This window comes from Kushneria sinocarnis (genome assembly GCF_003633775.1).
Classification (GTDB): Bacteria; Pseudomonadota; Gammaproteobacteria; order Pseudomonadales; family Halomonadaceae; genus Kushneria; species Kushneria sinocarnis.
Map to the genome: position 1 here is coordinate 208,335 of NZ_RBIN01000002.1, position 21,858 is coordinate 230,192.

Annotated in this window: 20 protein-coding genes; 8 read left to right on the forward strand and 12 right to left on the reverse strand. The window is 61.2% G+C overall.

All coding sequences use genetic code 11. The features are described from left to right. Nucleotides 1–192: 192 nt before the first annotated feature. The 3 genes from C7446_RS03540 (at nt 193) to C7446_RS03550 (ending at nt 3,837) form a co-directional block, all read left to right on the forward strand. Nucleotides 193–621, forward strand: a complete 429-nt coding sequence (locus C7446_RS03540; protein WP_121171340.1) for a DUF2231 domain-containing protein — start codon at nt 193–195, stop codon at nt 619–621. Continuing rightward, nucleotides 618–2,099, forward strand: a complete 1,482-nt coding sequence (locus C7446_RS03545; RefSeq protein ID WP_121171342.1) for a PQQ-dependent sugar dehydrogenase — start codon at nt 618–620, stop codon at nt 2,097–2,099. The genes C7446_RS03540 and C7446_RS03545 overlap by 4 nt, the downstream gene beginning before the upstream one ends. Before the next feature lie 244 nt (nt 2,100–2,343). Further along, a complete protein-coding gene (locus C7446_RS03550; RefSeq protein ID WP_121171344.1) occupies nt 2,344–3,837 on the forward strand; it encodes a DUF2252 domain-containing protein in 1,494 nt (497 codons plus the stop codon). A gap of 94 nt (nt 3,838–3,931) precedes the next feature. On the opposite strand, the gene C7446_RS16535 is transcribed toward C7446_RS03550, so the two are convergent. Next, complete coding sequence (locus C7446_RS16535; protein WP_211327841.1) at nt 3,932–4,216, reverse strand: type II toxin-antitoxin system death-on-curing family toxin; 285 nt, start codon at nt 4,214–4,216, stop codon at nt 3,932–3,934. Further along, nucleotides 4,153–4,755 carry a RhuM family protein gene (gene rhuM, locus C7446_RS03555; protein ID WP_211327859.1) on the reverse strand — a complete coding sequence of 201 codons (603 nt, stop codon included), beginning with the start codon at nt 4,753–4,755 and terminating at the stop codon, nt 4,153–4,155. The genes C7446_RS16535 and rhuM overlap by 64 nt, the downstream gene beginning before the upstream one ends. A 248-nt stretch (nt 4,756–5,003) precedes the next feature. Here rhuM and vapB point away from each other — a divergent pair, with 248 nt between their 5' ends. The 4 genes from vapB (at nt 5,004) to C7446_RS16890 (ending at nt 6,474) form a co-directional block, all read left to right on the forward strand. Beyond that, nucleotides 5,004–5,240, forward strand: a complete 237-nt coding sequence (vapB, locus tag C7446_RS03565) for a type II toxin-antitoxin system VapB family antitoxin (protein WP_121171346.1) — start codon at nt 5,004–5,006, stop codon at nt 5,238–5,240. After that, nucleotides 5,240–5,656, forward strand: coding sequence for a type II toxin-antitoxin system tRNA(fMet)-specific endonuclease VapC (vapC, locus tag C7446_RS03570; RefSeq protein WP_121171348.1), 417 nt, complete (start codon nt 5,240–5,242; stop codon nt 5,654–5,656). Before vapB ends, vapC begins: the two co-directional genes overlap by 1 nt. A 349-nt stretch (nt 5,657–6,005) precedes the next feature. Beyond that, nucleotides 6,006–6,293: a DUF6998 domain-containing protein gene (locus tag C7446_RS16540; protein WP_211327842.1), complete on the forward strand. Its 288-nt coding sequence runs from the start codon at nt 6,006–6,008 to the stop codon at nt 6,291–6,293. Continuing rightward, nucleotides 6,265–6,474 carry a DUF6998 domain-containing protein gene (locus tag C7446_RS16890; protein ID WP_425454103.1) on the forward strand — a complete coding sequence of 70 codons (210 nt, stop codon included), beginning with the start codon at nt 6,265–6,267 and terminating at the stop codon, nt 6,472–6,474. Before C7446_RS16540 ends, C7446_RS16890 begins: the two co-directional genes overlap by 29 nt. Before the next feature lie 706 nt (nt 6,475–7,180). Here C7446_RS16890 and C7446_RS16260 read toward each other — a convergent pair. The 4 genes from C7446_RS16260 to guaB all read right to left on the reverse strand — a co-directional run bounded on the left by C7446_RS16260 (nt 7,181) and on the right by guaB (nt 12,715). Next, a complete protein-coding gene (locus tag C7446_RS16260) occupies nt 7,181–7,930 on the reverse strand; it encodes a hypothetical protein (RefSeq protein ID WP_147408719.1) in 750 nt (249 codons plus the stop codon). A gap of 6 nt (nt 7,931–7,936) precedes the next feature. Then, nucleotides 7,937–9,376: a dGTP triphosphohydrolase gene (dgt, locus tag C7446_RS03580; protein ID WP_170149994.1), complete on the reverse strand. Its 1,440-nt coding sequence runs from the start codon at nt 9,374–9,376 to the stop codon at nt 7,937–7,939. Nucleotides 9,377–9,431: 55 nt separating this feature from the next. Beyond that, nucleotides 9,432–11,006, reverse strand: a complete 1,575-nt coding sequence (gene guaA, locus C7446_RS03585) for a glutamine-hydrolyzing GMP synthase (RefSeq protein ID WP_121171352.1) — start codon at nt 11,004–11,006, stop codon at nt 9,432–9,434. 242 nt (nt 11,007–11,248) lie between these two features. Continuing rightward, entirely contained in the window at nt 11,249–12,715 is a 1,467-nt protein-coding gene (guaB, locus tag C7446_RS03590; protein ID WP_121171354.1) for an IMP dehydrogenase, read from the reverse strand. Nucleotides 12,716–12,850: 135 nt separating this feature from the next. Here guaB and xseA point away from each other — a divergent pair, with 135 nt between their 5' ends. Beyond that, nucleotides 12,851–14,182: an exodeoxyribonuclease VII large subunit gene (xseA, locus tag C7446_RS03595; protein ID WP_121171356.1), complete on the forward strand. Its 1,332-nt coding sequence runs from the start codon at nt 12,851–12,853 to the stop codon at nt 14,180–14,182. Between the two features lie 5 nt (nt 14,183–14,187). On the opposite strand, the gene glrR is transcribed toward xseA, so the two are convergent. From glrR to C7446_RS03625, 6 genes are all read right to left on the reverse strand, one after another. Beyond that, a complete protein-coding gene (glrR, locus tag C7446_RS03600; RefSeq protein WP_121171358.1) occupies nt 14,188–15,528 on the reverse strand; it encodes a two-component system response regulator GlrR in 1,341 nt (446 codons plus the stop codon). A 44-nt stretch (nt 15,529–15,572) separates the two neighbouring features. Next, nucleotides 15,573–16,112: a hypothetical protein gene (locus tag C7446_RS03605; protein WP_121171360.1), complete on the reverse strand. Its 540-nt coding sequence runs from the start codon at nt 16,110–16,112 to the stop codon at nt 15,573–15,575. A gap of 6 nt (nt 16,113–16,118) precedes the next feature. Next, nucleotides 16,119–17,609 (reverse strand): HAMP domain-containing sensor histidine kinase, encoded by a 1,491-nt coding sequence (locus C7446_RS03610; RefSeq protein WP_121171362.1) that lies wholly within the window; start codon nt 17,607–17,609, stop codon nt 16,119–16,121. 785 nt (nt 17,610–18,394) lie between these two features. Then, a complete protein-coding gene (gene argA, locus C7446_RS03615) occupies nt 18,395–19,717 on the reverse strand; it encodes an amino-acid N-acetyltransferase (RefSeq protein ID WP_121171364.1) in 1,323 nt (440 codons plus the stop codon). Between the two features lie 101 nt (nt 19,718–19,818). Then, complete coding sequence (locus tag C7446_RS03620) at nt 19,819–21,084, reverse strand: inorganic phosphate transporter (RefSeq protein ID WP_121171366.1); 1,266 nt, start codon at nt 21,082–21,084, stop codon at nt 19,819–19,821. 47 nt (nt 21,085–21,131) lie between these two features. Beyond that, the gene (locus C7446_RS03625; protein WP_121171368.1) at nt 21,132–21,812 is read right to left on the reverse strand and encodes a TIGR00153 family protein; all 681 of its coding nucleotides are present in this window, start codon (nt 21,810–21,812) and stop codon (nt 21,132–21,134) included. Nucleotides 21,813–21,858: the final 46 nt, after the last annotated feature.

Consider the following 21,858-nt stretch of genomic DNA (forward strand, 5'->3'; position numbering starts at 1 on the left):
CGCAGTGCTCATCACCCGGGGGCCGGCCGTGGGCACCGCCAGCGGGCGCGCACCGCCTGCCCGCGAGCCCTGACCGCCATGATTTTTATCGAAGATTCAACAACTCGACTACACTCCGCTCTGATAGCCAGGACACTCAGATCCGGCAGGACCCCGAGCGCCTGACCGGTTGATCAGCACAAGGAGTCCGCCGTGAACACCACTGCCGAACCCACGCCCCGGCGCGGCCTGCATCCGCTCCACGGGATACTGCTTGCCGGTATCCTGCCGCTGTTTCTCGGGGCAGCCCTGAGTGACTACGCCTACTCGACCAGTTATCTCATCCAGTGGAGCACCTTCGCCTCCTGGCTGATCGCCGGTGGACTCGTCTTCAACGGGCTGACACTGCTGTGTGCGCTGCTCGGTTTCTTTCGCGCCAGTGGTCAGCGCCGCCTGGCGGCGGTCTACTTCCTGCTGCTGCTGGTCTGCTGGGGGCTGGGCTTCATCAACGCGCTGGTGCACGCCCGGGATGCCTGGGCCATGATGCCCACCGGCTTCGTGCTCTCGATCATCATCACCGTGCTGGCCGGCATGGCCGCCTGGCTCGGCTTTTCCCGTCTCGGCGCCGGAGGCAAGGCATGACTCTCTCCCGCATTCGCTACGCTGCCCCGCTTTCGCTGCTGCTCCTGGCCGGCACGGCCGGTGCGGCCGCTCCGGAACCGCAGTATGGCCCCAACCCCAGTCTGCCCGATCCGCAGCGGGGGCTGCTGCCCAGCATGACAGTGCCCGAACGCGCCCCCTGGGGAGATCGGAAGCCGACGGTGCCCGAGGGCTACTCGATCCAGGCGATCGCCACCGATCTCAAGGTGCCGCGCCAGACACTGGTACTGCCCAACGGCGATATCCTGGTGGCCGAGGGCAAGGGTGGCGGCAACGCGCCGAAATCGCGCCCCAAGGATTTCATCGCCAGTCTGATCAAGGCGAAGGGCACGACCTCGGTGAGCGGGGGGGACCGGCTGACCCTGCTGCGCGACAGCGACGATGACGGCAGCTACGAGCAGCAGATGGTGTTCGCCGAGAACCTCAACGCACCCTACGGGCTCGCCCTGGTGGGCAACGAGCTCTATGTTGCCAATCAGGATGCGCTGGTGCGCTTTGACTACGAGGAAGGCCAGACCCAGGCCAGCGGGCCGCCCGAGCTGGTGACGGCCCTGCCCTCCCGGATCAATCACCACTGGACCAAGGCGCTGACCGCAAGCGCCGACGGAGAGACGCTCTACGTCGGCATCGGCTCCAACAGCAACATCACCGAGCGCGGCATGGACGCGGAGGTCGACCGCGCCGAGATCTGGCAGATCGACGCCGAAACCGGCGCCCACAAGGCATATGCCACCGGGCTGCGCAACCCGACCGATCTGACCATCCAGCCGGAGACGGACCAGCTCTGGGCGGTGGTCAACGAGCGTGACGAGCTCGGCCCCCACCTGGTGCCCGACTACCTCATCTCCGTACAGGAGAATGGCTTCTACGGCTGGCCCTACAGCTACTGGGGGCAGAATGTCGATCCGCGCGTGCGACCGCAGAACCCGGAGAAGGTCGAATCGGCGATCGCGCCGGATTACAGCCTCGGCTCGCACCGGGCCCCGCTCGGCGTCGACTTCTCCAACGAGGCCGTGGGTGACCGGTTCTCGCAGGGCGTGTTCATCGGCGAACACGGCAGCTGGAACCGCTCGGAACCCGTCGGCTACAAGGTGGTATTCATTCCGTTCGAGGACGGCCGGCCCGCCGGCGATCCGGTTGACTTCGTCTCCGGCTTTCTCACCGACGATGGCAAGACACGCGGCCGCCCGGTCGGCGTGACCGTAGCTCCGGATGGCTCGGTCATTGTCGCCGATGATCTCTCCAATACGATCTGGCGGGTGACGCGGGATAGCGCCGATGCGCCACAGGCTTCGGGCGCGGCCGGCTCCGGAAGTGGCACGGCACGCACCAGCCCGACCGAAAGCGACGGTGACGCCACTGCAGCGCCCGCAGACGAATCAGCCGACACTGCGGACAACGGCGAAACCGCTGCAGACAACCCTGCCCCATCCGGCAACGAGGCTACCAATGCCACCTGAGGCGGCCGGTCGTTCATGACGGCATGATTCAAACCCCCGAGGGCGTCCCCTCGGGGGTTTGTTCATCGCGGCATCAGTCATGATCGAAACACGGGGTTGCATCGTCCAAAACACCAGCTGGCTTCGACAATCATCACAGGTTCGAGAGATCAAGCTCCGGCGACACATGCGCCCGCCACACAAGTCGTCCATGCTGGAGAGCAGGCATCCACCTCAGGTATCTCAGGACAGGCAGGGGACATTCATGACCAGCCCGACAGAACAGACCCGCAAGGCCCTCTACGAGCAGGCCCGGCAACAGGAGATTCCGGGGCGCTCGTCGATGAGCAAGGAGGAACTGGCCGCAGCGCTCGATCAGCCTGCAGCCAGCGAGCCGGCGCCGGTGGCGGCCACCCGTTATGAGACCTTCAGCCGCCTGGCCGAGGCGGTGGCGGCCGGAGAGTTCGTGCTGCGCCCGCGGGCCCTGACCGGCTTCGAGCGCCGCCGCCACGTGCGCCAGACGCTGCGCGAGGATCATGCCACCCGCATTGCGGCAGGCTCCGAGGAGGCCGAGGGCAAGTTCAACAAGCTCTCGGATTCGCTTTATTCGTTCTTTCGCGGCACCGCGCTGCTGTTCTATCGCGACATGGCCGGTGACGATGCCTGGATGCCCACCGTACTTGCGTTAGGCGATGTTCATCCCGAGAACTTCGGCGTCATGCCCAACGTCAACAATGTGCCGATCTTCTCGGTCAACGACTTCGACGAGGCCTATTACGCCCCCTTCACCTGGGACATCAAGCGCGGCGCGGTCGGCTTCATGATTGCCGCGAAAACCGAAGGCGAGCTCAAGCGCAAGCACCGGATCAAGGTGGTGCGCCACTTCGTGCAGGGGTATATCGAGGGCACGCGGCGGCTGGCGCGCGAGGGCACCGAGCAGGAGGAGGAGATGCGCTTCGACAACGCGCCGAAGCTGATTCGCCAGCTGTTCAGGGATGCCCACGAAGAGCGTGCCGAATGGCTGATGGAAGACTATCTCGACGAGACGAAGAGCCGCTTTCGCTCCACGAAGGAACTGGTGCCGATCTCGTCACGCCGTGATGAGTTCCAGGCGATCACCGATCGGCTGATCCGGGAGAACAATATTGAAGTGCCTCAACGCGCCAAAGGCATGCGCGTGAAGGACGTGGCGATCCGACTTGACCAGGGCACCGCCTCGCTGGGGCTCAACCGCTACTACGTGCTGATCGAAGGCCCCGGGCGCGACGGCAGCGATGATCTGATCATCGAATACAAGCAGGCCCGACGCTCCGCCCTCTCCGGGCTGGTGCCCCCCTCTTCCTATGAGATGGACACCCGCGCCGAGCGCATCAGTCACGCCCAGGCGGTTCACCTGAGCCACGGCGACCGCTTCTACGGTCATGTCGAGTTCGACAGCCTGAGCTACATGTCACGCGAACGCGCCCCCTTTCGCGATGACATCGATCTCGATGAGCTTTCCAAGAGCGAATGGAAGGATTACGCCCGCATCTGCGGCGGCGTGCTCGCCCAGGTACATGCCCTCTCCGATGAATCCGGCCGCATCGATTACGACATCGAACCGGCGATCATGAAGGCCATCGAGCCGGCGGAGCTGTTTACCGAGGACATGGTGGCCTTCGCCACCGAAGCCGCCGACAGATTACGCCGTGATCACGAGATGTTCCGCGAGGATCACGCCCGGCGCGCGTTCGAGCACCTGGACTGGGTGCATCGCTGAATCGAGGAGATGAGAGTTGGCCCGGGCAGCCACAAGATCGCCAGGCCGCCGTTACCGCTTACGGCCGTAGCGCTGGTTTTCAGTGACTCATGATTCATGCGATTTCATCGGCCAGCATATTCATGATCAGCCGGATCATCGTCTCCTTGTTGGCAGGATCGGACTCTGCCACCAGAAGCGTCAATGCCGCGAGACCGACATCGTTGATCACGGGTTCACCCATCGATGACAGCAGGCGATGATTACGGTGGAGGAAGTCGACGAACAGAAAGGCCGCACTGCGCTTGTTGCCATCGGCGAACGGGTGATTCTTGATCACGAAATAGAGCAGATGCGCGGCTTTCGATTCGATACTGGCATAGGCCGGCTCGCCGAACACGACTGATCGAGATTACCCAGCAGCGAGGCCAGCCCATCGCCGCGATCCTGCGCAAACAGCGCGGTCGCCTCTCCCCGTCCCATCAGTTCGGCTTTCAATTCTTCCAGCGCTGCTCTCGCCATTGTCAATGAGGGCAGCTGACCACCCGCCTGCACGTCAGGCTCACTCAGCAGCCCTTCGTCATAGCGCTGCAGCAGCAGAAACGTCTGCGCATAGCGCGCGACGATATCCACCAGCCCGCGACCGCCCGTCAGATCCAGCGCGGGGCTGTATGCCGCCTTGCGCACCAGCGCCATCGCCGCCTCCAGCTCGCGTGCATTGGCCTCGAAGCGCTGCTGATGAAGCGTCCAGCCCTGGGTGAGATGCTCACGGAGGACGCGCGTCGCCCACTGGCGAAAGCGGGTTCCTGCCTGAGACTTGACGCGGTAACCCACCGAAATAATCACATCAAGATTGTAATGCTCGATGGCTCGCGTCACCTGACGCGAGCCATCCTGGCGAACTATCCGGAATTTCCGGATAGTTGGTTCCTTCTCCAGCTCGCCCTCATCCTCCCTGGCTACGAAGCTGCATTGACCAAAGGGTTATCCGCCCAAGCGTTTGGTGCGTCTGCTGACCGACTACGACAGTCCCCGCCCCATGCCCCTGCTCTATGCCGCCGATCAGCACATGACGCCCAAGCTGTGTCATTTCATTGATGAGATCGTCACTGCATTCGCCCGAGCATCTTCCCTCACGGCATGGCTCTTGGTATATACTTTCAAGATATACCAAGAGAGAGCCTGCCATGAATACCAAGCTGTTTCTATCCAACAAGAGTCAGGCCGTGCGCTTGCCAAAAGCCGTGGCCTTCCCCGAAGAGGTATCGGAGGTCACGATCATCACGCTCGGCCGGAGCCGCTTGATCACCCCCAGCGGCAACCTCTGGGACGACTTCTTTGATCCCGATGAAAGTCGTGCAGTCAGCGCCGACTTCATGGAGAGCCGTGACCAGCCCGAGCCGCAGCAGCGCGAGACGTTCTGATGCTGCGCTACATGCTCGATACGAACATCTGTATCTACGTCATCAGGAACCGCCCGCCCGCCTTGCGCGCAACTTTCAACGAGAATGCAGCAAGGCTCTGCATTTCATCGGTGACGCTCGCCGAGCTGAGCTATGGCGCGGAGAAGTCGGCCAAACCAGCGCATAACCTGTCAGTCGTGGAGAACTTTACCGCGCGGCTGGCAGTGCTGGACTTCAATGATGCTGCTGCCAGCCATTTCGGACAGATACGTGCCGGGTTGGAACGCGCAGGCACACCGATCGGCGCTTTTGACCTGATGATCGCCGCCCACGCCCGCAGCCAGGGGCTCACAGTGGTGACGAACAACGAACGGGAGTTTGACCGGGTGCCGGGATTGATCGTCGCCAATTGGGTAAATGCTTCGCATGACGAATAGCGGCCGGCTTCGATCAGGGCTGGTAAAACACGTACACCTGCTCGGATTCTGATGCGAGCCCTTCTGATGAACATCCGGGAATACCGGATGACCACCTCTTCGGTCAATCCGGAAAATCGACTACGACATCGAAGCGGCGAACCTGTCTACCGAGGAAGGACATGATGGCATTTGCGACTAGAGCCGCCGGCCGCCCGCGCCGCAAGCATGAGCTGCTTCGGGAGGATGATGGCCAAGCGCATTCGAGCCTATGACTCGAGTGCCCCGGTGAAGAAATTCCAGTAGGGTTACCCTGCAAGGCGCCGCCCTTCTCCACCGCACGGTATTCGAATAAAAGGCACAACAATCCATGGATGAAGCTTACTGGGCCCGGGTCGGTGACCTGATCGATCAGCTTTACACGGCAACAGATGCCCTCGAAGGGCTGTTCCCCGGCCGCAAGTTCACGCTGGATGGGCATCTGGTCGGGAGCGTTGGCGAAGTCGTGGCAGCCTACATGTTCGATCTGGAACTGAAACCGGCCTCCACCCTGGCCCACGACGCCATAACGCCTGATGGCACGAAGATCGAGATCAAGCTGACGCAGGAAAACACCGTCGCGATCCGGCATGAACCAGGAGCATCTTCTGGTGCTTAGCCGACCGAAGGGCCAGAGCATCGAAGTAGTCTATAACGGGCCGGGGGCACTGGCCTGGAATGCGGCCGGCAGGAAACAAAGCAATGGCCAGCGCCCCATCAGGCTGGCGAAGCTCACTGCATTGGATGCTGAACTTTCATCGGAAGACAGGCTACCTCTGGCGCGCGAAGCGCCTGTGTGAGTCAACCTCGCATGGCTAATCAGTAGTTGGGCGTTACAGGTACCACAGAACAGAGCATTGATATGATGGCGCGAGACGCCAACTTGGTCGTAGCGTTTAATACAATGAATCTGCGCGGTATCTCGGCAATTCTTTAGAGGCCGTCGTCGGTGGTGTATGGCTGTCGCTGGATTAGCCTGTGTAGGGCTGGCCGTAGGAGCGAGTGTGGTTAGGCTTGGCGAGCTGAGTGTCTGTTTATCTGAATGTCGAGGAAGAGGCCGGCTATAAAATTCATCACGTCGAGAAGGTATTTGAAATATTCATGACCCCGGACTCGATTACGAAAAAGCTCTTTTTTTATCGCCGGCTACGACGACGACCTGAGAACCGGCAAGGGCGGCAGACTTGAAGACGAAAAAGAAGATATTGGAGTGTTGGAACCGCCGCTGGTAATAATCCAAGCTGGGAGATGGTCGACGTAAAGACCACCATGCTGCTACAGCACATGGCGCTAAGCATGTGATGCTTAGGCCTTCCCTTCAGATTATCACTGTCTCAAACGGCTATTTGATAAGGCAGTGTATGTCACGCCCCATGCACAACAGCAGCCTGTTTATCATCTCCCTTTATCTTCGCGCCGATGATAACGCAGACTCCACACTTGCCTTTTTCAGCGCAGCCTCCGAAAAATGGACGCAATGCAAATTTTAAACAGATAAAAATAATGCTAAAAAAGTTCTTTTTGATTGCTATGTATGTCAGAAACGTCTACAGGCAAGAGCTCCCCCCATGAGTCGAGAAGTCTCTTAACCAATTTATAGTAAAATGCATAGGGTATACCCGTAACAACATAATCATCATAAAATTCCGTCAAATCACACGTATCAAATACCTCAACAGCAAGAGACGCGACGCTTTGGTCGCAGGATATGACACCATTCTCGTATATTGACCGAAACACTTTGGACAGAGTTTTCTTCTGATCTGGGGTTTGCTTATTAACTATATAAAGATATCCCGAAACCAAGTCCTCAAAATATCTTTCGCAACATATTATTTTTTTATTTTCTATATCATAGAGAACCGACTCGAAATTTGTATGAGTCGTTTTCAACAAAGAATTGACACCCTCGAAGACAAATATTCCATTAGAAAAAGACCAAGTATCTTCTGCTTTCCAAAAGTCTATGATCCAACGATCAAAAAAAGCCCTATGCCCGCCAAACTTGTTTTTTTCAACATCAATCGTAAAGTCGGAAATATTAAAATCATTCAAAAAAACAATATCAACATCAGACTTGAACTCATTCAATCCGTGAATAGCCAAATCTCTTACAACACCGCCAAAAAGAAATGGTTTACAACCCTCGAAATTATCTTGTATAAACTCAGCCAGAGGCGCCTGTTGGCTCCCAGTATCGTCGAGAAAATAGTCAATTCTTTTTTTAAGATTTTTGAGACTACTAGCTCTATTCATAACCACTCAACGCAACGAGCACTTTTCATAAAAGGGTTTTATTTCATTATATGTTCTTTGAAGATAATTTTCAGTCATTCCAGACACATAATCAACCAGCAGCTGAAAACGCGCATAATTCTTTTCAGCCCTGTCTTCTCCAGCTTCACTGTAGGCTCTCTTAAACTCTCTGAGATAATTTCTAGATATTTTTGAAAGTATAAACTTATTATAATGACTGCTGCTTGAAAGGCCTTCATCAAGATCTTTTATCCCTTCCCAGACAAAATCCATTACACCTTGGATATAGATCCTACCGCTAAGCTCTAATTCTAAAACATCATGATTACCAAATCCATAATGCTTAGTGAAATCTTTCATGGCTTTAATTTCTTTCTTAAGATGAAATTCTTCCACTATTTCATAATAACCACTTTCGCGACTTTCTAAATAACCCCCTCCCAAATTCTCCATATCATTGCTAAACTGCTCAACAGCTGCATTTAGGAATTGGTTTATAGCTAAAGCTCGAAATATTTCAACCGAAACTTCGTCTCTCACCTCGTTTGTAAGCTTTTGCTGAGCTGCAAAATAATTTATTTTTTTATCTATCTTATTATAAATATCATTAAATGAATTCTTGATTTCTTTATCATCAAGCCATCTTTTAAGATCATTGAAAGATGCGTAACCTTTCTTAATTGTATCTTCTGCATCAATTGTCGCGTAGGCTATGTCATCACAGGCTTCCATTATGTAAGTGAGCGGATGTCTAACGCCTTCTTCCAAGCCAGACTCTTCCCATACCTGTCTGGCTATCTCTTCTTCAGAAACAAATACACCAGCTTTTGTGTAATTACTGTTTTTAGTTGAGTTGAAAACCGGATACTTTATCATAGATGCTAAAGTAGCTACTGTCAGATCAACACCGTACTCCCCATCTGCAGCATGCAACCTATTTACTAGACGAAAAGTCTGAGCATTCCCATCAAAACGCCTAAAATCATTAAACTTGGCGTCTAAACATCTTCCCGATAGCTCATCAGAGTTAAGCTTAGATTCAAACCAATCCCTGATAGCCTGCTCACCTTGATGTCCGAAAGGTGGATTGCCCATATCATGGACCAAGCCCACGGCCGCAAGTACGGAAGGCAAATCCCTTATCAGTCTGTCGCGACACACATGGTCCGTCAAAAACTTTTTATTGCTTAACATCACCCCGGCACCTCTGGCCAGGTTTGAAACCTCATTTGAATGTGTCAACCTCGTTCTGACACTATCATTCTCATCCATCGGGAAAACTTGAGTTTTATTTGCCAGCCTTCTAGTGGCTGCTGAAAAGACCACTCTATCGTAATCCCTTTCAATTTCCGTTCTTGGAGTGCTCCATATATCAGACTCATTAGAAGCCTCCATACTTCTGCGCCGTTTGTTATTGAGCAACTTTGACCAATCGTAAGATGCCATCATTCTTTCCCATTGATTCCATTAAAAACTAAGACTATTAAGCAACAATAGTCTATCACTCCCACTCGATCGTCGCGGGCGGCTTGCTGCTCACATCATAGGTCACCCGCGACACACCACTGATCTCGTTGATGATGCGGCTGGAGACCTTCTCCAGCAGCTCATACGGCAGGTGCGCCCAGCGGGCGGTCATGAAGTCGATGGTTTCCACCGCGCGCAGGGCGATCACCCACTCGTAGCGGCGGCCGTCCCCTACCACGCCGACCGAGCGGACCGGCAGGAACACCGCAAAGGCCTGGCTGGTCTTGTGGTACCAGTCGAAGTTGTGCAGTTCCTCGATGAAGATGGCATCCGCCTCCCGGAGGATATCGGCGTACTCCTTCTTCACTTCACCAAGAATGCGCACGCCCAGCCCCGGTCCCGGGAAGGGGTGGCGGTAGACCATGTCGTACGGCAGGCCGAGTTCGAGGCCGAGCTTGCGCACCTCGTCCTTGAACAGCTCGCGCAGCGGCTCCACCAGCTTGAGCTTCATGGTCTCCGGCAGGCCGCCCACGTTGTGGTGCGATTTGATCACGTGCGCCTTGCCGGTCTTGGAGGCGGCGGATTCGATCACGTCCGGGTAGATGGTGCCCTGGGCAAGATACTCCACGCCCTCGATCTTCGCGGCCTCGCGGTCGAACACGTCGATGAACGTGTTGCCGATCAGCTTGCGCTTGGTCTCGGGATCGTCGATGCCTTCGAGCCTGCCGAGGAACTCGTCTTCGGCGTCGATGCGGATCACCCGCACGCCCATGTGGCTGGAGAAGGTCTCCATCACGTGGTCGGCCTCGTTCTTGCGCAGCAGGCCGTTGTCGACAAACACGCAGGTGAGCTGATCGCCGATCGCCTTGTGCAGGAGTGCCGCGACCACCGAGGAGTCCACCCCGCCGGAGAGGCCGAGCAGTACGTGGCGGTCGCCGACCTGATCGCGCACCCGGGCGGCCAGATCCTCGATGATGCGCGCCGGGGTCCAGAGCTTCTCGCAGCCGCAGATCTCGACCACGAAGCGTTCGAGAATGCGCTGGCCCTGGGCGGTGTGCGTCACCTCGGGGTGGAACTGCACGCCATAGAGGCGCTTCTCCGCCCAGCTCATCGCCGCAATCGGGCAGCTCGGCGTGGAGGCGGTGATCTCGAACTCCTCCGGCACGTGGGCGACCTTGTCGCCGTGGCTCATCCACACATCCAGCAGCGCATCGCCCCGCTCGCCCACGTGATCCATGATGCCGCCGAGCAGCGGGTCCTCGCCGGTCACGCTGATCTGCGCATAGCCGAACTCGCGCTTGTTGGAGCCCTCGGTGCCGCCGCCCAGCTGCGCCGCCATGGTCTGCATGCCGTAGCAGATGCCGAGCACCGGCAGGCCGAGCTCATAGATGCACGCCGGCGCCCGGGGCGAATCCAGCTCGGCAACCGACTCCGGCCCGCCGGAGAGGATGATGCCGTTGGGGTTGTACGCGCGAATCTCCTCCTCGGTGATATCGAAGGCACGCACCTCCGAATAGACACCGATCTCGCGAATCCGCCGGGCGATCAGCTGGGTGTACTGGGAGCCGAAATCGAGAATCAGGATCTTGTGGGCGTGAATGTCGGTCATGGGGCGCTCTTCTCTGCAGGCAAACGTTCGGCGACGATAAAAACAGCAAGCGGGAAGCTGATGCTTCCCGCTCGGGAGAGTTCTTCTACACGGCTCTACACGGTCGAGGCGCTGGTTGTGCGACGATCAGGCCAGGCGAACAGTGGCGCGAAAGAAGATCGGACTTGCGCTCAGGTTTACTGGTGTAAATGAGCAATTTCGCGCCGCTGTTCAACACCGCCTGATCGAGCACGGACAGTGCCTTAACTGCGATAGTTGGGAGCTTCTTTTGTGATCTGCACATCATGCACGTGCGACTCCGCGAAGCCCGCGCCGGTAATCTTCACGAACTGCGGTTTGGTGCGCATCTCCTCGATGTCGTGGCAGCCGGTGTAGCCCATCGAGGCGCGCAGGCCACCCATCAGCTGGTGGACGATGGCGCTCATCAGCCCCTTGTAGGGCACACGGCCTTCGATGCCTTCCGGGACCAGCTTCTCGACGCCTTCGGACTTGTCCTGGAAGTAGCGGTCCGAGGAGCCCTGGGTCTGCGACATCGCACCCATCGAGCCCATGCCGCGATACGCCTTGTAGGTGCGGCCCTGATAGAGCTCGACCTCGCCCGGCGCTTCCTCGGTGCCGGCCAGCAGGCCACCGACCATCACGCAGTGGGCGCCGGCAACGATCGCCTTGGCGATATCACCGGAGAAGCGGATGCCGCCATCGGCGATCAGCGGCACATCGAACTCGAGCAGCGCCTCGGCCACCTCGGAGACGGCGGTGATCTGCGGCACGCCAACCCCGGCCACGATGCGGGTGGTGCAGATCGAGCCCGGGCCGATGCCGACCTTGATGCCGTCGGCGCCGGCCTCGGCCAGATCGCGCGCGGCGTCAGCGGTGGCGACGTTGCCGGCAATCACCTGCACATCGGGATAGTGCGCCTTGGTCCAGCGCACCCGGTCGATCACGCCGGAGGAGTGGCCATGGGCGGTATCCACCACGATCACGTCCACCCCGGCCTCGGCCAGCGCCTGGATGCGATCCGGCGTCTCGGCGCCGGTACCCACCGCGGCGCCCACCAGCAGGCGGCCGTCGCTGTCCTTGGCGGCGTGGGGGTAGGTGCGCGCCTTCTCGATGTCGCGTACCGTCACCAGCCCGCGCAGGCGGAACTGATCATCGACGATCGGCATCTTCTCGATGCGGTTTTCCTGCAGCCGGGACTTGATCTGATCGAGCGGCGTGCCTTCGGGCACGGTCACCAGCTTCTCGCGCGGGGTCATGATCGCCTCGACGCTGTCGCTGTGATCCGGCTGGAAGCGCATGTCGCGCCCGGTCACGATGCCGACCAGGGTCTCCCCCTGGACCACCGGGAAACCGGAGTAGCCGTACTCGTCGGCCATCGCCAGCAGGTCCTGCAGCTTGGCCTGCGGATTGACGGTGACGGGGTCCTTGACGATCACGCTCTCGTGCTTCTTGACCTTCTTGACCTCGGCGGCCTGAGCGGCGATCGACATGCTCTTGTGCACGATGCCGATACCGCCTTCCTGCGCCATGGCAATCGCCAGGCGGGCTTCGGTGACGGTATCCATCGCGGAGGAGAGCAGCGGAATGTTGAGCGTGATGTTGCGGGTGAGGCGGGAGCGAAGGCTGACGTTCTTCGGCAGGACGTCGGAATATCCGGGAACGAGTAATACGTCGTCGAACGTAAGCGCTTCCTGGGCTATACGCAGCATATGACAGGCGTCCACTGAGCGAGTTGTACGGGCCGGCGGGAAAGTTAATCGCATATTTTAACGCTGCTTTGCGGGTCGTACAATGTGCCCTTTGAGATCCCTGCCGCCGTCCCTGCCGTTGCCCGAGGAGCCTTCATGGCCGAAGCCGCCACTACCGCGCTGAGCGTTTCCGACCTCAACCGTCAGGCCCGTCAGGCGCTGGAGCGCGACTTCGGCGAGATCTGGGTGGAGGGCGAGCTCTCCCGGATCTCGCGCCCGGCCTCGGGGCATCTCTACTTCACCCTCAAGGATGATCGCGCCCAGGTCAGCTGTGCGCTGTTTCGCAATCGTGCCCGCTTTGTCGCCGCGCCGATGCGCGAGGGCGATCACATCCGGGTGCGGGCGAAGGTCTCGCTGTTCGAGCCGCGCGGCGACTACCAGCTGATCGTCGAGGCGGTTCAGGAGGCCGGTCGCGGCGCGCTGCTGGCCGCGCTGGAGCGGCTCAAGCAGAAGCTTCACGACGAGGGGGTCTTCACCAACGAGCGCCCCCTGCCCTTTCCGCCGCGCCAGCTGGGCATCATCACCTCCGCCAGCGGTGCGGCGATCCGCGATGTGCTGGCCGTGCTGAAGGCGCGCTGGCCGCTGCTCGCGGTGAGCGTGCTGCCGGTGCCGGTGCAGGGCGATCAGGCGGCGCCTGCAATGATCCGGGCGCTGGCGGCGGCGGCGCGGGATGGCCGTTTTGACGCCCTGCTGATGACGCGCGGTGGTGGCAGCCTGGAGGATCTCTGGTGCTTCAACGATGAGGCGCTGATGCGGGCGATCCACGCCAGCCCGATTCCGGTGATGAGTGCGGTCGGCCACGAGATCGACTCGACGCTGGCCGATCTTGCCGCGGATGCCAGCGCGCCCACGCCTTCGGCCGCGGCGGAGCGGCTGGTGCCGGATCAGCAGGAGCTGCGCCATCGCCTGAACGTGCTGAATCAGCGTATCGAGCGCGCCGGACGCTACCAGCTCGATCAGGCCCAGCAGCGGCTCGATCACGCCCGGGCGCGGCTGCGCCACCCCGGCGAGCGGCTGGAGGCCCAGCGCCAGCAGCTGTCACGGCTGGAGCAGCGCGCCCGGCGGGCGATAACCCAGCGGCTGGTGCGCGAGCGCGAACACCTCACCCATGATCAGCAGCGCCTGCGCGCCTACTCGCCCGAGCGTGCGCTGCAGGAAGCCCGCACCCGGCTGGCGGCCCTGAACCGGCGGCTGGAAGGTGCCACCACGCGCGCCGTCAGCGCCCAGCGCCAGCGGCTGCAGGCCAGCGCCCGTGCGCTCAATGCGGTCAGCCCGCTGGGGGTGCTGGAGCGCGGCTATGCCATTATCGAACAGGGCGATGGCAGCGTGGTGCGCCGCGCCCATGATACCCGGCCGGGCGAGACGCTCACGGCCCGGCTGGGCGAGGGGCGGCTCAAGCTGGAAGTGAAGCGGCGCCTGAAGCAGTAGCCGCGCTACCCCTGCCCCTTGAAACAGGCCGGGTCCAGATCATGCCGATTGAGCAGCTTGTAGAAATCGGTGCGATTGCGCCCGGCAATGCGCGCGGCCTGGGTGACATTGCCTTCGGTGATCTTGAGCACCTTGACCAGATAGCTGTGCTCGAACCCGGCGCGCGCCTCGTTGAAGGAAGGCAGCGCATTCTCGTCCGAGGCCAGCGCCTGCTCGACCAGCGCGCGGGGAATGATCGGCGTGCCGGAGAGCGCCACGCACTGCTCGACCACATTGAAAAGCTGGCGCACGTTGCCCGGCCAGCTGCGGGTCGCCAGCAGGTTGATCGCCTCGGGCGAGAAGCCCTGTACCGAGGCGTTATGGCGCTCGGCAATGCGGCTCACCATGTGCTTGACCAGCAGCGGCACATCCTCGGCGCGCTCCTGCAGTGGCGGCAGGCGCAGATTGACGACGTTGAGGCGGTAGTAGAGATCCTCGCGGAAGTCGCCGGACTTCATCGCGGCATCCAGATTGCGGTGGGTGGCGGAGATGATGCGCACATCCACCGGAATGCTGCGGGTGCTGCCGAGCGGGCGGATCTGGCGCTCCTGCAGTGCACGCAGCAGCTTGACCTGCAGGGCCAGCGGCATGTCCCCGATCTCATCGAGAAACAGGGTGCCGCCATCGGCGGCCTGGAAGAGCCCTTCGTGGGCACTGACCGCCCCGGTAAAGGCTCCGCGGGCATGGCCGAACAGCTCGCTCTCCAGCAGCTGCTCGGGCAGCGCACCGCAGTTGATGGCAATGAAGGGGTGATTGCGCCGGCTGCTGGCCTTGTGAATGGCATTGGCCAGGAGCTCCTTGCCGGAGCCCGAGGGGCCACTGACCAGCACGCTGACATCACTGCCGGCGACCAGCCGGGCCTGTTTCAGCACCTGCTCCATGGTATTCGAGCGGGTGATGATCTCCTCGCGCCAGCGGTCCTCGTCGGTCGCTGCCCCGGGGGTCTGGGCCAGCGCCTCATCAACGAAATTGAACAGCTCCTGACGATCAATGGGCTTGGTGAGAAAGCCGAACACGCCCTGGCGGGTAGCACTGACGGCCTCGGGGATCGAGCCGTGGGCGGTCAGGATGATCACCGGCAAGCCGGGCTGGCGGGCCTGAATCTCGTGAAACAGGGCCAGCCCGTCCATTTCATCCATGCGCAGGTCGGAGAGCACCAGATCGGGACGATCCCGTTCGAAACAGCGCAGCGCTTCCCGGCCGCTCTCCGCCGTGGTCACCCGGTAGCCACGACTCTCCAGACGCATGCTCAACAGCCTCAAAAGGCTGACATCATCATCGACCAGCAGTAGGTGCGCTGCTTTCACTCAATACTCCTTGACGGCCCTCGCAGCGACCGGGCCTCTCGGGATCAGGGTGAGGACCGGCGCTGATTCATGCTTTCCTCGATGGCGGTCAGCGCGTCAAGCTTTGCACTGAGGCGATCGTTCTCCTGGCGGAGTCTTTTGATATGTGCCTTCAGCTCGGCGGTATCCTCGCCCTGTCGCTGACTGCTGTCCTGCATGTGACGGCGCTGGGCGAGCCCGCCCTGCCACTGCTCGAGCAGCGGGCGAATGCCGACCGGGGCCTGATCGATGTTGTTCTCGAACAGCCGGCTGGCCTCTTCCCAGTGCTCGGCATCGCCCCAGGCAAGTGCCGTGGCCCGGACCAGTTTCTCCCGCAGCGTATCGCCGTCCATGTACTGCAGTACCTGATCGCGCCAGCCGTCATCGGCCGTCTGCGACTTGAGCCCGAAGGCCACCCAGGTCGGCAGCATGCAGCCATTATCCACCAGCGTCGGGATACCGTGGGTGTAACATTGTATCCCGGTTGTCTGCTGCGTCTGGTTCGCCTGGCAGCCACCCAGCAGCAGGAGCGCGGCGCAGAGCCAGGGCAGGAAGCGGTATCTCATGTCTCGTCAGCCTCTGTCTGACAGGGCCGGCTCTTCGCGAGAGGCGGCACTGTTGTTGTCCTCGATCGGAAACCACGGCAGTGTCAGTCGGAAGCAGACCTCTGCCTGCTCCTGCGGATCCTCTACCAGCGTCAGTTCGCCCTCCTGGGCGCGCGCGCTTTCGGCGGCCACCGACAGTCCGATGCCGGATCCCTTGAGCGGCCCCTTGCGCTGCGAGCCGCCCTGATAGAAGGGGTCGAACAGGTGCGGCTGATCCTTTTCGGCAATCGGGACGCCGGTATTGGCCACTTCGACGCAGAGCTGTTCGTCGTCGGCCTCGATCCGGATCCACAGCCGGCCGTTGTCCTCGCCGTAGGCCACCACGTTGGAGACCAGGTTGTCGAGAATGCGACTGGTTCTTACCCGATCGGCCTGCCAGTAGATCGGTGCCCGCCGAACCTCCCAGCTGACGCCCTTCTGCTCCAGCGCCAGCCGGTGGCGCGAAATGACTTCATGCACCACCGTGGCGACATCGAACCGGCTCACGGTCAGCCGCCGGTTGTGCTGCAGCAGGTTGTAGTCGAGCAGCTGTTCGATCAGCGTCTGCAGCTCCTGGCTGCTGTCGTCGAGCAGCAGCACGATCTCGCGCTGGCGCGGTGTCAGCTCGCCAACGATACCGTCGGCCAGCAGGCCGGCCCCTTCCCGGATACTGGACAGCGGTGTTTTCAGTTCGTGCGACATGTGGCGTAGAAACTGCTGTTTCTGGGCCTCCAGCTCGCGCAGGCGCTCGGACAGCCAGGAGAGCCGATCGCCCAGCTGTACCAACTCGGCCGGCCCCGGCATCAGCTCGGGCGACTCCGGTTCGTCGCCGCTGCCGATACTCAGGATGCGCCGCTCGAGCTGACGGATCGGCCGAATGATGCGCCAGGTGAAAAACAGGATCAGCAGCAGCGACAGCGAGACCAGCACCAGGGTCTGCACCCAGAGATGCTGACGGATATCGCGCGAACGCGCCTGAATCACATCGATCCGGTTATCGACCAGCTGACGCGTCTGCTCGACCAGGGCATCGGTGCTGGCGGAGAAGAAGTCGAACTCGTTGAGCCGCTCCTGCCAGTCGCTGGGCGGCGCACCGGCCAGAAAGCCCATGGCGCCGAGCTGCGCCCGGATGGCCCGGATCGCGGGATCATCCGGCATCAGCCGGGCATGCTCATCGAGCAGCTCCTTGTAGCGATGCAGCTTGTCGCTGTAGATCCCCAGCAGGCTGACATCACCGACCACGGCATACTGGCGGGCACTGCGCTCCAGCTCGGTCGCAAGACTGCTCATCATGCGGGCACGACGCGTGATATCGACGGATTGCCGGGCGCTCACCTCGGAGAGTCGGGAGAGCTCCGAGAGTCCCTGGCCGGCCTGATAGATCAGCACGGCGATCGGCAGCATGACCATGAAAAAGGCCACCAGTACCAGCTGCAGCAGGGAGCGAGGGCGCCATCGGCGGGAAACCCTGGAGGTCATGGGCGTGTTCCGGAAGGCAGTGAGATAAACAATGTAACGAACGCACACAGCATAACAGAGTCGGGATACACTATCCGCTTTATTGAGGCTTTGGAAAGCGCACAAAAAAGGGCCGGCAAAGGTGCCGGCCCAGGGTACGCAGGGAACTGAAGGGTCAAGTGGTGACATTCACATCTTCGCCTGGCCGAAGCTGCTACCTGTCACCGTGGGTCCCGGGGGACCCGAAGCCGACATCGCGGAAACTGACAGCCAGGTCTTCCGCCATGCCCGGATGACGGGCGTCATCCGAAGGCTTCTTCGGCAGGAAGCGTCGCCCGCCGGCGGCGCTTCCGTGTTCTCCCCCGTAGGGGTGGGGCATCCTTGCCCGGGCATCCGTGCCCGGTTGCGTCATTCCTTGCCCTGTTCGGCGACGCCTCATCACTCGTTGGTACACATCACGAGGAGCGTGAGCGGCGGGATCGGTAACGCACAGGGAGTTCGGTACCTTCTCACCGCTCTCTGAAGTCGACGCTCGAAGACTTCAGCGCTCACCCAACCTCATAGCGAAACGCATGCCACTATTTTAAAAAAATTTTAAAATCAGGATGTTATAAAATCAGGGCAGCGCGGGGTGTGGCGGGAAGGATCGGTTGAGGCCGGCTGCAGCGGCCACCAGCGGCGCAAAGCGTCGCCCTGCGGCGACACCATTTATCAGGGGCGCCGAAAAAGTCAGCTGAATCAGCAACCTGTAGCTGTCTCCCGAAAGCGACAGGCGCTCCCGAAAGGGTGCGCCATGGCCGACACACTCAGGAAGCGGCCGGCAGCGAGCGGACCAGCACCCGGGAGTTGCGCTGCGGGTTCCAGCTTCTGCGGCGCCGCTCGGGCAGCGCCGCAACATCGCCTTCGGTGAAGCCGTGCTCGAAGAACCAGTGCGAGGTGTGGGTGGTCAGCGCAAACAGCTCATGCAGCCCCTGGCGGCGCGCCTCGCGCTCGATGGCCCCCAGCAGCAGGTTGCCGCGATCGCCCCCGCGATAGCTGTCATGCACCACGACACAGGCCAGTTCACCGCAGCCCGCCTCGGTAAAGGCATGCAGCGCGGCGCAGCCGATCACCATGCCGTCACGCTCGATCACGATATAGTCGTCGATCTCCTGCTCCAGCCGCTCGCGCGAACGCGTCACCAGCACACCGCGGGCTTCCAGCGGCTGCAGCAGCGCCAGCAGCCCGCCGATATCCTCGAGCCGTGCAGCACGTACCTGCTCATAGCGCTCCCGGGTGATCATGGTGCCCACCCCGTCGCGGGTGAAGAGTTCACCGAGCAGGGCATCACGGTCCTGCCAGCTCACCAGATGGGTACGCCCGACGCCCTGCCGTGCCGCCTCGCAGGCAATCTGGAGGTGGCGCTGCAGTTCAGCGGAGGAGTCGGAGGCATCCGCCAGCGCATTGGCCTCCCCCGGCGTCAGCTGGCGACAGAGCCGGCCCCGGGCGTCGTGCAGGCCGGCCGAGCGGCCGAGCAGAATCAGCTTGTCGGCCGCCAGCGCAATGGCGGTGTCACGCGCCACCTCGGCCGCATCGAGATCGAACACCTCACCGGTACTGGAGTAGCCCAGCGGCGGCAGCACCACGACCGCCTGCTGTTCGAGCAGCCCCCGAATGGCCGGCGCCCGCACTCGGCGCACCTCCCCGGCGTGCTGAAAGTCGACACCATCGCGAATACCGACCGGCCGGGCCATCACCAGATTGCCGCTGATGGCGTTGATCTCCATGCCGTGCAGCGGTGAGTTGGGCAGCCCCGGCGAGAGCTGCGCTTCGATCAACAGTCGCAGCCGGGCGATTTCGCGCTCGACCACGTCCATGGTCGAGTCGTCGATCACCACCTGCTGCTGATGGCACCGGGGCACGATGCCGGTACTCTCCAGCGCCCGGGCCACGCGGCCGCGGACACCGAAGACCAGCACCAGCCGCACCCCGAGGGTATGCAGCAGGGCCAGATCCTGGATCAGCGAGCTCTGCTCCTCCCCCTCGAGCGCTTCACTCTCGACCAGAATGACGAAGGTGCGGCCGCGGTGCGCATCAATATAGGGAGACGAGTTGCGAAACCAGTCGGCAAAGGGGAAGGCGGTGTTCAAGGCAGGCTCCGGATGCTACTGACGGGCAGGCATCCACTATAGCAGTCCCGGCGCCCCGGCCGCGCCCCCGGGCGGGGGCGCGGTCGCGCATCCGGCATCGCTCAGCCGAACATGCCCTTGAGCATGAAGAAGAAGGCGATCGACAGCGCCGCTCCGGCCGGCAGGGTCACCAGCCAGGAGATCACGATGGTGCCCAGCACGCGCAGGTTGAGCGCACGCATGCCGCGCGCCAGGCCGACCCCGAGCACCGCCCCGACCAGGGTATGGGTGGTGGAGATCGGCAGCCCCGTGCCGGAAGCCAGCACTACCGTGGTCGCCGCTGCCAGGGTGGCGGCGAAGCCGCGTGACGGGGTGAGCTCGGTAATCCCGGTGCCGACGGTGGCGATGACCCGGTGGCCGTAGGTCACCAGCCCGACCACGATGCCGCCACCGCCCAGGATCAGCACCCACCAGGGCAGTGCGGCCGAGGCCCCGACGCTGCCCTGGTTGGCCACCACGCTGACCACGGCCGCCAGCGGTCCGACCGCGTTGGCCACGTCGTTGGAGCCGTGGGCGAAGGCCATGGCACAGGCGGTAAACATCATCAGCACGCCGAAGATCTGCTCGACCCCGGAGAAGCTGAACCGGTCATCGCTGTTGCGGGTGCGACCGATGCGCCGCTCCAGCAGGATGCCGATCAGCATGACCACGGCACCGATCCCCAGCGAAAGCAGCAGACTCTCGCCGAAGCCCAGCGGCAGGCCGATATGGCTCAGCCCCTTGAGCAGGGTCACCATGGCGATGACGAAGCCCACCAGGAACATGTAGCCCGGCACATAGCGCTTGGCCGCGGCAAAGGGGTCGTCGTTTTCGAAGATCAGCCGCTGGATCGAGCGGAACAGCAGGTAGGCAATGACGCCGGCCAGCAGCGGCGAGGTCAGCCAGCTCGAGACGATCTGGCCGATTGCGCTCCAGTGCACCGAGCCCGGTCCGAGACCGGCCACGGCAAAGCCGACAATGGCCCCCACCACGGAGTGGGTGGTGGATACCGGCCAGCCCTTGCGGGAGGCGATCATCAGCCAGATCGCCGAGGCCAGCAGCGAGGCCAGCATGCCGTAGACCAGCAGCTGCGGGCTTTCCTGCAGCAGGTCGGGGTCGATGATGCCCTTGCGGATGGTGGAAGTGACCTCGCCACCGGCCAGCCAGGCGCCGAGAAACTCGAAGATGACGGCGATGACGATCGCCTGACGAATGGTAATGGCCTTGGACCCGACCGATGTGCCCATGGCGTTGGCGACATCGTTGGCACCGACCCCCCAGGCCATGAAGAAACCGAACAGACAGGCCAGAATGACGAAGAGATCGCCGTGCTGCGCAATGATGGTCATGAAGGATTTCGCTTATTGAACAGCTTGCTTGCCGTGAAGCATCACGCTCAACGGGCCATCAGGATCTGCAGGCGGCTACCGACGCGCTCGGCACGGTCGGAAACTTCGCCGATCCAGTCGATGATCTGATAAAGGAAGATGACGTCGACCGGCGGCAGCTCGCTTTCCAGCGCGAACAGCTGGCGACGCACCACGACCTGCTGATCGTCGGCCAGATGCTCGAGCCGATGCAGTTCGCGGATCTGGGTATCAAGCAGATCGGAAACATTGCGACCGAAGCCGGACTCCAGCAGGTCATCCAGCTCGGCCAGCGCCTGGCGGGTCTGATGGACCGTGGCGACAGCGGTCTGGAGGTATTCCCGAATCGGCCCTACCATGCTCTCCGGCAACTGCATCTGCCGGCCGAGCATGATGCCCGCCACATCCTTGATCTTGTTGGCTATCTTGTCCTGCACACTGATCAGCTCGAGCAGATCGGAGCGCGATACCGGCAGGAACATGCTGTTGGGCAGGTTGAGACGAATCCGGGTCTTGAGTTCGTCCGCCTCGTGCTCGCCATCGCTGATGCGATTGCGCAGCTCGGTGGCCCTGTCCCAGTCCGAGGCGTGTGCCGCTTCGAAGAATTCAAGCAGCAGGTCGGCGCACTCGGTAGTCTTGTCGATGTGCTCCAGCAGCGGCTGAAACGGGGATCGACCGAACAGTGCCGAAAAGGGGTTGGAGGTCACCATGATGACGTCGGTCGCGTTGAAAATGGCTGCGCCAGTATATAAATGT

What these genes read in the sequence shown, in the direction of transcription:
- xseA (WP_121171356.1), top strand. Translation starts at nt 12,851, where the DNA reads ATGGCCGAAGCCGCCACTACCGCGCTGAGCGTTTCCGACCTCAACCGT.
- vapC (WP_121171348.1), top strand. Translation starts at nt 5,240, where the DNA reads ATGCTGCGCTACATGCTCGATACGAACATCTGTATCTACGTCATCAGG.
- C7446_RS03625 (WP_121171368.1), bottom strand. Translation starts at nt 21,812, where the DNA reads ATGGTGACCTCCAACCCCTTTTCGGCACTGTTCGGTCGATCCCCGTTT.
- C7446_RS16890 (WP_425454103.1), top strand. Translation starts at nt 6,265, where the DNA reads ATGAACCAGGAGCATCTTCTGGTGCTTAGCCGACCGAAGGGCCAGAGC.
- guaB (WP_121171354.1), bottom strand. Translation starts at nt 12,715, where the DNA reads ATGCTGCGTATAGCCCAGGAAGCGCTTACGTTCGACGACGTATTACTC.
- dgt (WP_170149994.1), bottom strand. Translation starts at nt 9,376, where the DNA reads ATGGCATCTTACGATTGGTCAAAGTTGCTCAATAACAAACGGCGCAGA.
- C7446_RS03610 (WP_121171362.1), bottom strand. Translation starts at nt 17,609, where the DNA reads ATGACCTCCAGGGTTTCCCGCCGATGGCGCCCTCGCTCCCTGCTGCAG.
- C7446_RS03550 (WP_121171344.1), top strand. Translation starts at nt 2,344, where the DNA reads ATGACCAGCCCGACAGAACAGACCCGCAAGGCCCTCTACGAGCAGGCC.
- guaA (WP_121171352.1), bottom strand. Translation starts at nt 11,006, where the DNA reads ATGACCGACATTCACGCCCACAAGATCCTGATTCTCGATTTCGGCTCC.
- C7446_RS16540 (WP_211327842.1), top strand. Translation starts at nt 6,006, where the DNA reads ATGGATGAAGCTTACTGGGCCCGGGTCGGTGACCTGATCGATCAGCTT.
- C7446_RS03545 (WP_121171342.1), top strand. Translation starts at nt 618, where the DNA reads ATGACTCTCTCCCGCATTCGCTACGCTGCCCCGCTTTCGCTGCTGCTC.
- C7446_RS16260 (WP_147408719.1), bottom strand. Translation starts at nt 7,930, where the DNA reads ATGAATAGAGCTAGTAGTCTCAAAAATCTTAAAAAAAGAATTGACTAT.
- vapB (WP_121171346.1), top strand. Translation starts at nt 5,004, where the DNA reads ATGAATACCAAGCTGTTTCTATCCAACAAGAGTCAGGCCGTGCGCTTG.
- C7446_RS03620 (WP_121171366.1), bottom strand. Translation starts at nt 21,084, where the DNA reads ATGACCATCATTGCGCAGCACGGCGATCTCTTCGTCATTCTGGCCTGT.
- C7446_RS03605 (WP_121171360.1), bottom strand. Translation starts at nt 16,112, where the DNA reads ATGAGATACCGCTTCCTGCCCTGGCTCTGCGCCGCGCTCCTGCTGCTG.